This window comes from Saccharothrix algeriensis, assembly GCF_016907655.1.
In the GTDB taxonomy this organism is placed as follows: domain Bacteria; phylum Actinomycetota; class Actinomycetes; order Mycobacteriales; family Pseudonocardiaceae; genus Actinosynnema; species Actinosynnema algeriense.
The window spans coordinates 5,887,165-5,899,684 of the sequence record NZ_JAFBCL010000001.1; the positions used below are offsets into that span (position 1 = coordinate 5,887,165).

Sequence of the window (12,520 nt, forward strand, 5' to 3'; positions counted from 1 at the left end):
GCGACGCTCAAGACGCTCTGCGGCAAGGGGTCCGATCGACAACCTTGGCCGACGGGCGGTGGACCACCCGGCTCGTTCGACGTGGCGGTAGCGGATGGCACAGGCGGCGCGGCCGGTGGGGCCTCGCGGATCGCGAACGGGACTCCCCGCGGGAACGGCCGCTCCCGCGGGTCGACCGGGGTGGCCCGCGGCGGGAACCGCCCGTCCCACCCGCACACTGCCCACGCGGGACATGCCCGACACCACTGCTCCGGCCCCGGTGCCAGGACGTCTCAGCGCTCCTCGCGGGGCAGTGCCGCGGAACAGGTCCGTCGTCCGGTGGCGCGCGACTCCACCGCCACGGGCCGGACCCGCCGAACGGGCCCGACCCGAACGCGGTCAGAATCCGCAGCAGACTCCTCGGGACGTGCGCACAGCCGATCTCCCTTCCTCCGGAAGCGACCCCGATCATAGGGCGGGACGACCGGCGGCGCAGGGCTCCGATCCCGTTATGGTGGCGGCAATCCGTCGGAGGGGGTGGACATGGCCGATGACGCGGGCGCGGTTGCCGATGCGGCGCTGGACCTCATCGCGGGCTCGATGGGCCTGCCGGGCGTGCGGCCCGAGCAGCCGGTGGCCGGGTTGCACGTGGACTCGGTGACCCTGCTGCGGGTGGTGGAGGCACTGCAGGAGCGCTTCGACATCACCGTCGACGTGGTCGACGTCTTCTCCGCCGAGGTGGTCGGGGACCTGGTGCGGCTGGTCGAGGAGGCCGTCGCCGCCCGCTGACGGCGGTCGTGGCCGTCAGGCCCGGTAACCCAGCAGCGCCGCCGACATGGTGGTGTCGCTCGACATCAGCGCCAGCACGGTGTCGCCGTCGGCGAGGTCGGGGCGGCGCGCGAGGTGGTCGAGGTTGAGCAGGGCGTCCGCGGCGAAGCAGTGGCCGACCTCTCCGGCGACACCGGGGTCGAGCCGCCGCACCGGGAACGAGGCTGCCATCGCCAACAGGTTCCGGGTGGCGCTGCCGAAGTTCGGGGTGAGCAGGTGGGTCGTGCCGCCCGGGCGGATCAGCTCGGCGACGACGGAGCGGGTGGTGGTCAGGATCGCCCTGGCGTGGGCCATCCCGCCGGCCTCGGCGCCCGCCTGCCAGGAGCGGGTCGCGGTGCCCAGCAGGACGAACGCCGGGCCGCTCGGCTCGGCGGTGACCAAGCAGGACGCCGCGCCGTCGCTGAGGACGGTCGTGCTCAGCGCCGGGACGCGGGTCCCCGACGGCACGCGGTCGGCGGTGACCACGAGCACGGCCTTCGCCGCCCTCGCGCGCACGAGCGCCGAGGCCAGGTCCCAGCCCGCGGCCAGGTTCGCGCACGCCGATCCGCCCGCGAACAACGTCCTGGTGCCGTGCCGGCCGGTCCGCGCCCGGTAGGCCAGCAACCACTCGGTCGGCGTCGGGGCCTCCACGGTGTCGGTGCACACCACGATGGCGTCGAGGTCCAGGTCCGCCGGGGTGACGGCGGCGGCCAGCGCGACGGTGTCCTCTTCCGACACCCGGGCGGTGGTGATGCCCTGCTCGGTCAGCGCCGCCAGGTTCTCGCGCACGCGCGGGTCGTCCAACTCGGTGAGGGGCACCGGCGCGCCCAGGCGCTGTGCCATCGGCACGACGGATACCGGTCGGGGGTCGTCACCCATGTCGCTTCCCGTCCTCCTTCTCGACTTCGTGGGCGCGGGCCCGGTCGACCGGGTCGGGTCCGCCACCACCCGTTCCCGTCCGCAGGGGCCCGCTGAGCGGGGCTACGGCCACCGCGCGGGCTCGACGGCGGCGGGCCCGTAGTGGTCGACCACCCACTGGTCGTCGTAGACGGTGTCCAGGTAGCGGTCGCCCAGGTCCGGGGAGATGGCGATCGACGACAGGGCGCGGTCGGGATCGTTGCGGGCGAGCCAGGTCAGGGCGCCGTGGACGACCGTGCCGGTGGAGCCGCCCAGCAGGAACCCGCGCGCGGCCAAGGCCCGGCAGGTGCGGACGGTGTCGGCCTCGCTGATGTGGACCGCGTCGTGCACCGCGGACAGGTCGAGGGCGGGGGCCTGCTGGTGCGCGCCGAGCCCGGGGATCAGGCGGGGCGCGGGTGGGCCGCCGAAGTTGGCCGAGCCCACGGCGTCCACCGCGACCACGCGGACCGAATCACCGTTGTCGCGGAACCAGCGGGCGCAGCCCATCAAGGTGCCGCCGGTGCCCGCGCCGACGAACAGCACGTCCAGGCCGGGGAAGCGCTTCCCGATGCCGGGTGCGGTGCCCTCGTAGTGGGCGATCCAGTTGGCCGGGTTCTCGTACTGGTTGAGCCACAGGTAGTGCGGGTTGTCCCGGCAGAGCCTGCGCACCCGCTCCTTGCGCGCGCCGAGCAGACCGCCGTCGGGGTGGGGGTCGGCGACGACCTCGACCTCGGCGCCCATGGCCCGCATCGCGCGGATGGTCGCCGGGTTGCAGCGGGTGTCGGTGACGCAGACGAACGGTATGCCGCGGCCGGCCGCCACCGCGCTGAGCGCGACCCCGAGGTTGCCCGACGACGACTCGACGAGCACGGTGCCCTCGCGCAGGTCGCCGCTGCGCTCGGCGGCCGCGACGAGCGCCGCCGCCGTGCGCGTCTTCACCGAGCCGCCGAAGTTGAAGCCCTCGCAGCGCAGCAGCAGCCGCCTGCCGAGCGGGACGGCGAGGTCGATGTACACATCGGTGCCGGGCAACTCGTGCGGCCGGGACACGATGGACATCAGGACTCCTGCGCCTTCCCACCGCCTGCGCGCAGCGCGCGGTGGTCGACCTTGCCGTTGCCGGTCAGCGGGAGTTCGGCGCACTCGTCCCACCGCCTGGGCACCAGCGCCTCCGGGAGGCGGGAGCGCAGGTAGGACTCCAGGTCCGCGGCGGGCACCGCCGCCCGGACGACGTAGTGCGCGGTCAGCCGCCGCCGTCCGCCCTCGTCGAGGGTCACCGCGCACTGGGCGACGTCCGGGTGCCTGCTGAGCACGGACTCGATCTCGTCCAGCTCCATCCGCACGCCGTCGAGCTTGACCTGGCGGTCGGCGCGGCCGTGGTAGTGGACCACGCCGTCGACCACGCGGCCGAGGTCCCCGGTGCGGTACAGGCGCCCGGTGGGCGACGCCGGGTCGAACGGGTCGCGGTGGAACGCCGCCGAAGTCGCCCGGGGATCACCGAGGTAGCCCAGGCCGACGGGCACGCCGCCGACGAAGACCTCGCCGATCGCTCCGGGCTCGGCCTGCGCCCACCCCTCGTCGGTGGGGACGAGGCAGTAGAGCGCGCAGTTCGCGATCGGGCGGCCGACCGGCAGCCGGGGCAGCCGGGTGTCGTCCGCGGTGACCTCGTGGTGGGTCACGTCGTCGGAGCACTCCGTGGGGCCGTACGCGTTGAGCAGCCTGGCCTCGGGCAGCGCGGTGATCGCGCGCTCGGCGAGCACCGGCTTCAGCTCCTCGCCGGTCGAGATCAGCCAGCGCAGCCCCGGCAGGCCGGGACCGCGGCCCAGCTCGTCGAGCAGCAGGCCGATGGCGGTGGGCACCAGTTCGACCACGGTGACACCGGAGTCGGCGAGCACCGCGCGCAGCTTCCGGGGGAAGCGGACCTCCGCGTCGGTGACCACGCGCAGGCTGCCGCCCACGACGAGGGGCGCGAGCATCTGCCAGATCGAGATGTCGAAGACCGGCGGAGCGGTGAACGCCACCCGGTCGCGCTCGGTCAGGCCGAGGTCGGCGACCTTGGCCCACAGGTGGTTCGCCATGCCCGGCCACGCCACGACAGCCCCCTTGGGGCGGCCGGTCGTGCCGGAGGTGAAGATGACGTAGCGCGGATCGGCGTGCGCCACGTCCGCAAGCCCCCCGGTCCCGGCGCCATGGGCGCGCACGACCAGTTCGGTGTCCGTGTAGTCCACCCGCAGCGCGCACCGCCCGTGGTCGAGCACATCCTCGACGCGCGCGTCCGGCCACTTCGGATCGATCGGCAGGTAGACGGCGCCGATCCGCTCGATCGTCAGGAAGAGCACGACGGTGGTGGCCGAGCGCGGACCGCTGCACCCCACCACCGCACCGGGCGCGCAGCCCTGCGCGCGCAGGCGTTCGGCGGTCGTGTCGACGGCTGCCACCAGCGCCGCGTAGCCGAGGGTCGTGTCGCCGGAGAGCACGGCCGGTCGGTCGGGATCGTTCGCGGCGACGAGGTCGACGGCGTCGACCACCCGGTGCAGGGGCGGGAAGTCGACCGGGTTGAGCAGGGCCACGACCGCACCGGGGTCACCCGCCACGGGCAGCTCGGCCAGCGGCGCGCCATCGAGTCGACGGCCCTGTTCACCGGACTCGTCGGTGCGCGCCCCGCCCCCTGTCCGACCCGGAACCGTCGGCGGTGCGTCCAAGGTTCCTCCCACGGGAGTGTCGTTGCCGCGGCACCACTTTCGGCACCTCTCGCGCACACTACTCAAGGAGCCGCCCTCTCCAACACCACTCGGGTTGGAATTTCCCAAGGTGTGGCGTCGCAGGTGGAGGTCGGCGGCAGCAGCCGGGCGCGTGCGGCGAGCTTGTCGCAGCGGGCGACCGCTGCGCGGTGCTGGTCGAGCAGGCCGATGCCGCGCTCGACGGCGCGGTGCTCTTCGCAGTCGGGCAGGTCGCGCGCCGACCTGCGCAGGACCGGTGGTCACTCCGACGGATACGTCCGCCGGTCGAACACGAGGTGGATCGGACCACCGGTGCGGAAGAGGTGGGGGAGGATCTCCGGAGGCTTGAACCCGTGGTCCGGGAGCTCGTCGATCGGCACCCAGTCGAAGCGCTCCCCCTCGTGAGGAACCTGCCGGACCAGTCCCGGAGGCAGGTCGCGAGGCCAGTCGAGCCTGAAGTAGAAGCCGACCTCCTGGTGGAGCACGCCACCGTCCTCGTAGACCGCCTCGGATATCAGCGCGGGGTCCCCCACCGCCAAGGAAACCCCGATCTCCTCGACGAGTTCGCGGTGCACCGCAGCGGCGGCGGACTCCCCGAACCGGACTTTGCCGCCGGGTGGGAAGCACCCGTCGACCACGTCCGCGTAGCAGACCAGCAGTCGCCCGTCGTGGACGACGATGCCCGCCGCGCGCAACTTGTAGCTGTTCCCGGAGCCCCACCAGGCGATGTCCGGCCCGGCGGACGGACTTTCCGCGACGAGCTTCTCGAAGAAGAACTGGTGCTTCGGGAACGGCTCGTCGCGCTCGTGCCCGCCCCGGGGCGGGCACGAGCGCGACACCTGGAACAACCGCCACCCGTCACGCAGCGCCCCGATTCCCGTTCCATAGGGCGGTTCCCCGTCTTCCACGGTGGTGGGAGACGCGGTTCCGGTCCCGTCGTACCGGGACCACGCGATCACCTTCGAGTCGAGCGCGGGCGCGGACAGGTACAACACCAGGACCTGCTGCCGGAGTGTGCTCGCCATGTGCTTCAGACCCGCTCCCGATCGCTTGTGCCGATGTCGGAACACCTGCGTCGATGTTCGTGGCGGCCTCTCGCCGCTCAGGGCCTCCCTCGTGCGGCTCAGGTCGTCGGCGTCGCGACCACGGCGACCGCCAGCGCGCAGAGGATCGCGCCGCCGACGCCCCGGACCCTGCGCAGCCACCGGGTGTCGCCGTCCACCGCGCGCTGGGCGATCCGACCGCTCAGCAGGCCGATCGTGGCGTCGGTCAGGAAGCCCATGAGGGCGAAGAGCGCCCCCAGGAACGCCAGCTGGAACCCGACGTCGCCCGCCGCCTGGTCGGTGAACTGCGGCAGGAAGGTCAGGTAGAAGACGAGGATCTTCGGGTTGGTGACGTTGACCAGCGTCGAGCTGCCGACGATCCTGCCGTAGGAGAACCGCGAGCCCCCGGTGGCCACCGCCAGCCCGGATCGGTCCCGGATCATCTGCACGCCCAGGTAGAGCAGGTACGCCGCCCCCGCGAACCGCAGCACGACCAACGGCCACTCGGCGAGTCGCAGGACGAGCGAGACCCCGACCGCCGCGAGCACCGTGTGGAAGATCATCCCGAGGGCGATGCCGGTGGCCGCCGACAGGCCACCGCGCCATCCCCGGGTGAGGCCGAACGTCACCACGTACATCATGTCGGGACCGGGCGTCACGCAGATGACGAAAGCAGCCAGCAGGAACGCGCCGAACACGTCGGCCGGAATCGACATCCGGTGGTGCCCCTCCCCGTCAGACGGCTTCCCGGACGGCCGCGCTTCCGGTCGATCGCTTCGCGGAGTGGTACTCGGCCAGCCGCCGGACGATGTCGGACAACGCGCTCGGCTGCGCCTGCGGCCCCCTGGTGAACAGCCCGCCGAACGACCGGTCCACCTCGGCGTACCGCGGGTCCGCCAGCCGGATCCGGTGCGCGGCCTCGAGGTTCCAGTACGGAGTGCGGGGGTCGAGGTGGTGGTCGAGGTGGTGGTGGTCGGCGTAGGTGCCCGTCAGGAACCGCTCCAGGCCGCGGCTCTTGCGGTTCCTGGTCATGTAGAGGTCGACGTTGGTGAACTTCACCGCGGGTGTGTGCTCGGAGAGCTCGATGTACCAACCGATGATCTGGAAGGCGGTGAGGTAGGGGACCAGCCAGAACAGCACGAACTCGGCCACCGTGCCGGTGGTGGTCACCACGCCGGCCACCGCCGCCCAGAACACGAGGAACGCCCGCTTGTCCCGGCGCGTCCGGACGCTCCAGTACTCGTTCAGCACCTCCTGCTCCGCGCCGGTGGACCCCAGTCGCCGGATCCGGTCCCGGAACAGGAAGTAGAGGTGGGACACGACCTTCGAGCCGATCGCGGGCAGGATGATCATCCGCAGGACGAGTTGCCGCTTGGTGCCCGGGCGGTAGACGCCCTCCTCGATGAAGTACTTCAGGTCGGGGTCCTGTTCGGGATCGCCGAGCTTCGGGTGGTGCGTGGCGACGTGCGCCCTCTTGTAGCCGTAGTGCGTTTGGAAGATCGGGTACGCCGAGAGCACCGTGCCCAGCACGAGGTTCAGCCTGCGGTTCGCCGCGAGCATTCCGTGCGCGCTCTCGTGGAGGAGGTTGGAGAAGGCTCGCTGGCGCGAGCCGATCAGCACCAGTGCGACCGGGTACGACCACCAGCTCAACCGGACGCACAGGACCACGGCGGCGGCGATGACGGCGACGTCCCGGAGGTACCCGAGCGGCGCGTGCCAGTTGTCCAGCCTGTTCAGCGCTTTGATTTTCTCGTCGATCTCCTTGGCGAAGCGGATCGTCCGGAACTTCCGCCCGTCATGGGCCCAGGAGTCCGAAGTGGTCGAATCCATGAATCCCCCCGCGAAGCCCTGCCCGCTGGGCGCGCGACGCGGACCGCGGTCGCGCGCGGCCGGGTTCCCGGCGAATCCGTGTCGACATCGGCCGGCGAACGGCTGCGGCGGCGCCCTGCCGATCCGAGGCGGTGAACGCCCAGCGAGAGAATGATCGTGCCCCCTTGCCCCCGGAATGGACTTTAACGCCGGGGTGTCTTTCCCACAACGGCCTGTGATCCGGGGCACACGATTTGCCGTCGGGTGGAATATCCATTTCGGGTGGATGTCGCGGCCCGGTCGCCGCTCCGCGATCCGGCGGGGGTCCACGCCGATCACGGCCCGGCGGTCGCCGCGGCGGGACGGCGGCCGTTCCCCTGCGCCGTAGCATGCCACCGGGTGCTCGCGCCAACTGCGGCCGCGTGTCCCACGATGCGGAAAGCCGTCGATTCCCGTGTCCGTGACGACGACGGGAAAAGGGCGGTCGCGTGCACCGGGGCGAGGGCTCTGCGCGGCTCGGACACCGGTGGAGCCCACGGCTTCGCGGACCCGTTGCCGGGGTGGAGTTGGGCTCGGTATAATTTCCCGCTCCTTAATGGGTTGCCCTGTGAAACCCTCGCATTCGGCCGCCGGAAGCCGCCGGCGGGCGCTTCACCGGAGTGGGACCGGGCGGCCTCGTCGCGCGCGTCGGCCTTTCACGCTGGTCCCCTGAGCTGCGATAACGTGGCGAATCTGCATTATCGCTCACCTTTGCCGGCGGCGTTTCCACATTCCCCGGAGGTCTCCGCGCGCTTCGGGGCACGTTGCGAACGCGAAGTGATCAAGATCACAATGAGTGTTCTCCGGGGAAAGCGGTGGTCCACAATTGGAAATGGTGGAAGTGGGGGGAAACGGTTTCACCGCGGTGCCGATCGACGGTGCGCGAGCACGTCGGGGGCCGCGGGTGGCAGCCCGTCCGGATTGACCGGCGTGGTGTCGTGACCACCCCCTCGGCCACACTCGGCACCCGGCGGGTGCCATCGCGCGGACATCGGTTTGCCCTGCACAGTGCAGTGCAAACGGGCGGCCCGGGGCTCGCGCGTGCTTCAGGCGAACGACCATGGGGGGGCTGGTGGTTCAGCGGGTCTTCCGGCTCCATGACCGACGAGGGGCCGGCAATGCGCATTCTTGTGATCGAGAACGACCGGGCCGATGCGGCGTCCTTGGCGAGCGGGATGTCGCGGCACGGGTACGAGGTGTCCGTGGTGAGCACCGGGGCCGCGGCGCTCAAGGCTTTTCACCAAGCGGAGTTCGTCCTGCTGGCCCTGGAACTGCCCGACATCGACGGGCTGGAGGTGTGCCGCTGCATCCGCGCGGCCGGCGACCTGCCGATCATCGCGGTGACCCGGCGCGACACCGAGTTGGACCGGGTGCTCGGCCTGCAGGCGGGCGCTGACGACTACCTGGCCAAGCCGTACGGCTTCCGCGAGCTGTTGGCCAGGATGGACGCGGTGCTGCGCCGGGCGCGGCCCACCCCGTCGGCGCCGAAGCAGGTCTCGCGCGGGCGGCTGCGCATCGACGGCCACACCAGGGAGGTGCGCCTGGGCGACAAGCGGGTGGTGGTGACCCGCAAGGAGTTCGACCTGCTGTTCCTGCTGGCGTCCCAACCGGACACCGTGGTCTCCCGCAAGCAGCTGATGTCGCGGGTCTGGGCGGAGACGTGGATGGAATCCGCGCGCACCATAGACACCCACGTCAGCAGCCTGCGCAGCAAGCTCGGGTCGCGGGACTGGATCATCACCGTGCGCGGCGTCGGGTTCCGGATGGGCTGCGCCGATCACGCGACCGCCGGGTTTGAGGAGTCGTGACGGGAGTTGACACAGCTCTGTACCGCGGTGCCTTGACCGGTCGGAGCCCCGCGGCCGACGATGAGAACAGGTCCACCGGATGCCTTGTGAGCGGGGAACGAGCGGTTGCCCCCGCGTTCCCGGTGGAAGTCGCCGACAGCGTCGTCGACACCGGATTCGTGTGCGATGTAAGGGGGATGCACGGATGCACAGCACCTTGATAGTGGCCAGGATGGACCCGGGGTCCAGCACGGACGTGGCCAGGCTGTTCAGCGATTTCGACGCCACCGACGTGCCGCACCGCATGGGCACCCGCAGGCGCCAGCTGTTCTCCTACCGGGGTTTGTACTTCCACCTGCAGGACTTCGACTCCGACAACGGCGGCGAGCTGATCGAGAGGGCCAAGTCCGACCCGAGGTTCGTCGGCATCAGCGAGGACCTCAAGCCGTTCATCGAAGCCTACGACCCCACCACCTGGCGCTCGCCCAAGGACGCCATGGCGCAGCGCTTCTACGCCTGGGAAGGGGGCAGGTGAGCGGCAGGCGGGTGGCGATCACCGGCATCGGCGTGACCGCGCCGGGCGGGATCGGCGCCAAGGCGTTCTGGGACCTGCTCGCCGCCGGCCGCACCGCCACCCGGCTGATCAGCACCTTCGACGCGGCCGGCTTCCGCTCCCGGGTCGCCGCCGAGATCGACTTCGACGCCGAGCGCAGCGGCCTGTCGCCGCAGCAGGTCCGGCGGATGGACCGGGCCGCCCAACTGGCCGTGGTCTCGGCGCGGGAGGCGGTGTCGGACTCCGGGCTGGGCTTCGCCGACCTCGACCCGCACCGGATCGGGGTCACCATCGGCAGCGCGGTCGGCGCGACCATGGGTCTGGACCAGGAGTACCGGGTGGTCTCCGACGGCGGCAGGTTGGAGCTGGTCGACCACCGGTACGCGGTCAAGCACCTCTACGACCACTTCGTGCCCAGCTCGTTCGCCGTCGAGGTGGCCTGGGAGGTCGGCGCGGAGGGCCCCGCCTCGGTCGTCTCCACCGGCTGCACCTCGGGCATCGACGCGGTGGGGCACGCGGTCGAGCTGATCCGCGAGGGCAGCGCCGACGTGGTGGTGGCCGGCGCGACCGACGCGCCGATCTCGCCGATCACCCTGGCCTGCTTCGACGCGATCAAGGCCACCACCCCGCGCGACGACGACCCGGCCGCCGCGTCGCGGCCGTTCGACCGGTCCCGCAACGGTTTCGTCCTCGGCGAGGGCTCGGCGGTGTTCGTGCTGGAGGAGCTGGGCGCGGCGCGGCGCCGGGGCGCGCACGTCTACGCCGAGGTCGCCGGCTACGCCACGCGCTGCAACGCCTTCCACATGACCGGCCTGCGCCCCGACGGGACGGAGATGGCCGAGGCGATCCGGGTCGCCCTGGACGAGGCCCGGGTGGACCCGACGGAGGTCGACTACATCAACGCGCACGGCTCCGGCACCAAGCAGAACGACCGGCACGAGACCGCCGCGTTCAAGCGCGCCCTCGGCGAGCACGCCCGGCGCACCCCGATCAGCTCCATCAAGTCGATGGTGGGCCACTCCCTGGGCGCCATCGGCTCCATCGAGATCGCCGCCTCGGCGCTGGCGATGGAGCACGGCGTGGTCCCGCCCACGGCCAACCTGCGCACCCCGGACCCGGAGTGCGACCTGGACTACGTCCCGATCACCGCCCGGGAGCACCGCACCGACACCGTGCTGAGCGTCGGCAGCGGCTTCGGCGGCTTCCAGAGCGCCATCGTGCTCGCCCGGCCCGACCGGAGGGCGGCATGACCACCGCCACGACCACCGCGGGGAAGCCGAAGGTCGTCGTCACCGGCATCGGCGCCGCGGCGCCCAACGGCGTCGGCACCCACGAGTACTGGTCGGCCACCAGGGTCGGCCGCAACGCCATCGGCCGGGTCACCCGGTTCGACCCGACGCCCTACCCGGCGCGGCTGGCCGGGGAGATCACCGACTTCACCGCGGCCGACCACCTGCCCGGCAGGCTGCTGCCGCAGACCGACCGGATGACCAGGATCGCCCTGGCCGCCGCCGACTGGGCGCTCACCGACGCCAAGGTCGACCCGTCCTCCTTCGACGCCTACGAGATGGGCGTGATCACCGCCAGCTCCTCGGGCGGGTTCGAGTTCGGCGAGAACGAGCTGCGCAAGCTGTGGAGCATGGGCAGCCAGCACGTCAGCGCCTACCAAGCCTTCGCCTGGTTCTACGCGGTCAACAGCGGGCAGATCTCCATCCGCAACGGCATGAAGGGCCCCAGCGGGGTGGTGGTCAGCGACCAGGCCGGCGGGCTGGACGCCCTGGCCCAGGCGCGCAGGCAGATCCGCAAGGGCACCCCGCTGGTCCTCTCCGGCAGCATCGACGCGCCCATCTGCCCGTGGGGCTGGGTGGCGCAGCTCGCGGGCGGCAGGCTCAGCACCGTCGAGGACCCCGAGCGCGCGTTCGTGCCGTTCGACCGGTCCGCCACCGGGCACGTGCCGGGTGAGGGCGGGGCGATGCTGGTGCTGGAGGACGCCGATCGGGCCGCCGAGCGCGGCGCCCGCGCCTACGGCGAGCTGGCGGGCTACGGGGCCACCTTCGACCCCGCGCCCGGCTCCGGTCGGGAACCGGGGCTGCGCCGCGCGGCGGAGCTGGCGATGGCCGACGCGGGGGTGACCGCCGACGAGGTGGACGCGGTGTTCGCCGACGCGGCCGGGGTGCCCGAGCTCGACCGGGTCGAGGCGGGGGTCATCGTCGACCTGTTCGGTCCGCGCGGGGTGCCGGTCACCGCGCCCAAGACCATGATCGGCAGGCTCTGTTCGGGAGCGGCCCCGCTCGACGTGGCCACCGCGCTGCTGGCCATCGAGGAGGGCATGATCCCGCCCACCACCAACACCAAGCCCGACCTGAGGCTGGGCCTCGACCTGGTGCTGCACCGGCCCAGGCCCGCCTCGGTGCACACCGCCCTGGTGCTGGCCAGGGGCTACGGCGGGTTCAACTCGGCCGTGGTCGTGCGCGCCGCCCGCTGACCCCGCGCCGCGGAACCGCACCGCGGCGGGGTTCGCGACTTCACCATCCTCTGTAGACAGTCCTTGATAGACGCATCGACTTCGAAACGCAAGGGAAGAGCCATGTCCGAGAAGAAGTTCACCGTGGACGACCTGACCCGCATCCTGGCCGCCGGGGCGGGCACGGATGAGACCGTCGACCTCGGCGGCGACATCCTGGACTCCGACTTCGAGGAGCTGGGCTACGAGTCGCTGGCGCTGCTGGAGACCTGCGGCCTGATCGAGCGGGAGTTCGGCATCACCCTCGACGACGACACCGTCACCGAGCACCGGACGCCGCGCGCCATGGTCGACGCGGTCAACGCCAAGCTGGCCGCCGCCGCCTGACGATCGCCGCGGGCAACCGGTGACAACACGAGGAGGAC

At 71.9% G+C, this 12,520-nt stretch carries 12 protein-coding genes; 6 read left to right on the forward strand and 6 right to left on the reverse strand.

Annotated features, from left to right (window positions below; all coding sequences use genetic code 11):
- Positions 1 to 522: 522 nt before the first annotated feature.
- Complete coding sequence (locus JOE68_RS26750; protein ID WP_204845119.1) at positions 523 to 768, forward strand: acyl carrier protein; 246 nt, start codon at positions 523 to 525, stop codon at positions 766 to 768.
- A gap of 15 nt (positions 769 to 783) precedes the next feature.
- On the opposite strand, the gene JOE68_RS26755 is transcribed toward JOE68_RS26750, so the two are convergent.
- The 6 genes from JOE68_RS26755 to JOE68_RS26780 all read right to left on the reverse strand — a co-directional run bounded on the left by JOE68_RS26755 (position 784) and on the right by JOE68_RS26780 (position 7,273).
- A complete protein-coding gene (locus tag JOE68_RS26755; RefSeq protein WP_204845121.1) occupies positions 784 to 1,629 on the reverse strand; it encodes a beta-ketoacyl-[acyl-carrier-protein] synthase family protein in 846 nt (281 codons plus the stop codon).
- Positions 1,630 to 1,767: 138 nt separating this feature from the next.
- Complete coding sequence (locus tag JOE68_RS26760) at positions 1,768 to 2,739, reverse strand: pyridoxal-phosphate dependent enzyme (RefSeq protein ID WP_204845123.1); 972 nt, start codon at positions 2,737 to 2,739, stop codon at positions 1,768 to 1,770.
- Positions 2,739 to 4,382: an amino acid adenylation domain-containing protein gene (locus tag JOE68_RS26765; RefSeq protein ID WP_204845125.1), complete on the reverse strand. Its 1,644-nt coding sequence runs from the start codon at positions 4,380 to 4,382 to the stop codon at positions 2,739 to 2,741. Before JOE68_RS26765 ends, JOE68_RS26760 begins: the two co-directional genes overlap by 1 nt.
- 278 nt (positions 4,383 to 4,660) lie before the next feature.
- A complete protein-coding gene (locus JOE68_RS26770; RefSeq protein ID WP_204845127.1) occupies positions 4,661 to 5,425 on the reverse strand; it encodes an NUDIX hydrolase in 765 nt (254 codons plus the stop codon).
- 98 nt (positions 5,426 to 5,523) lie between these two features.
- Positions 5,524 to 6,159, reverse strand: coding sequence for a LysE family translocator (locus tag JOE68_RS26775; RefSeq protein WP_204845129.1), 636 nt, complete (start codon positions 6,157 to 6,159; stop codon positions 5,524 to 5,526).
- Positions 6,160 to 6,178: 19 nt separating this feature from the next.
- Entirely contained in the window at positions 6,179 to 7,273 is a 1,095-nt protein-coding gene (locus JOE68_RS26780; RefSeq protein WP_204845131.1) for a fatty acid desaturase family protein, read from the reverse strand.
- A gap of 1,136 nt (positions 7,274 to 8,409) precedes the next feature.
- Between JOE68_RS26780 and JOE68_RS26785 the strand changes: the two genes are divergently transcribed.
- The 5 genes from JOE68_RS26785 (at position 8,410) to JOE68_RS26805 (ending at position 12,482) form a co-directional block, all read left to right on the forward strand.
- The gene (locus tag JOE68_RS26785) at positions 8,410 to 9,099 is read left to right on the forward strand and encodes a response regulator transcription factor (protein ID WP_204845133.1); all 690 of its coding nucleotides are present in this window, start codon (positions 8,410 to 8,412) and stop codon (positions 9,097 to 9,099) included.
- Positions 9,100 to 9,283: 184 nt separating this feature from the next.
- A complete protein-coding gene (locus JOE68_RS26790; RefSeq protein WP_204845134.1) occupies positions 9,284 to 9,613 on the forward strand; it encodes a TcmI family type II polyketide cyclase in 330 nt (109 codons plus the stop codon).
- The gene (locus JOE68_RS26795) at positions 9,610 to 10,881 is read left to right on the forward strand and encodes a beta-ketoacyl-[acyl-carrier-protein] synthase family protein (RefSeq protein ID WP_204845136.1); all 1,272 of its coding nucleotides are present in this window, start codon (positions 9,610 to 9,612) and stop codon (positions 10,879 to 10,881) included. The genes JOE68_RS26790 and JOE68_RS26795 overlap by 4 nt, the downstream gene beginning before the upstream one ends.
- Entirely contained in the window at positions 10,878 to 12,116 is a 1,239-nt protein-coding gene (locus JOE68_RS26800; protein WP_204845138.1) for a ketosynthase chain-length factor, read from the forward strand. Before JOE68_RS26795 ends, JOE68_RS26800 begins: the two co-directional genes overlap by 4 nt.
- A gap of 102 nt (positions 12,117 to 12,218) precedes the next feature.
- Positions 12,219 to 12,482: an acyl carrier protein gene (locus JOE68_RS26805; RefSeq protein ID WP_204845139.1), complete on the forward strand. Its 264-nt coding sequence runs from the start codon at positions 12,219 to 12,221 to the stop codon at positions 12,480 to 12,482.
- Positions 12,483 to 12,520: the final 38 nt, after the last annotated feature.

Bases quoted from the DNA above. Each gene is read 5' to 3' on its own strand.
- JOE68_RS26805 (WP_204845139.1), top strand. From the start codon at position 12,219: ATGTCCGAGAAGAAGTTCACCGTGGACGACCTGACCCGCATCCTGGCC.
- JOE68_RS26750 (WP_204845119.1), top strand. From the start codon at position 523: ATGGCCGATGACGCGGGCGCGGTTGCCGATGCGGCGCTGGACCTCATC.
- JOE68_RS26785 (WP_204845133.1), top strand. From the start codon at position 8,410: ATGCGCATTCTTGTGATCGAGAACGACCGGGCCGATGCGGCGTCCTTG.
- JOE68_RS26790 (WP_204845134.1), top strand. From the start codon at position 9,284: ATGCACAGCACCTTGATAGTGGCCAGGATGGACCCGGGGTCCAGCACG.
- JOE68_RS26770 (WP_204845127.1), bottom strand. From the start codon at position 5,425: ATGGCGAGCACACTCCGGCAGCAGGTCCTGGTGTTGTACCTGTCCGCG.
- JOE68_RS26760 (WP_204845123.1), bottom strand. From the start codon at position 2,739: ATGTCCATCGTGTCCCGGCCGCACGAGTTGCCCGGCACCGATGTGTAC.
- JOE68_RS26780 (WP_204845131.1), bottom strand. From the start codon at position 7,273: ATGGATTCGACCACTTCGGACTCCTGGGCCCATGACGGGCGGAAGTTC.
- JOE68_RS26800 (WP_204845138.1), top strand. From the start codon at position 10,878: ATGACCACCGCCACGACCACCGCGGGGAAGCCGAAGGTCGTCGTCACC.
- JOE68_RS26755 (WP_204845121.1), bottom strand. From the start codon at position 1,629: ATGGCACAGCGCCTGGGCGCGCCGGTGCCCCTCACCGAGTTGGACGAC.
- JOE68_RS26775 (WP_204845129.1), bottom strand. From the start codon at position 6,159: ATGTCGATTCCGGCCGACGTGTTCGGCGCGTTCCTGCTGGCTGCTTTC.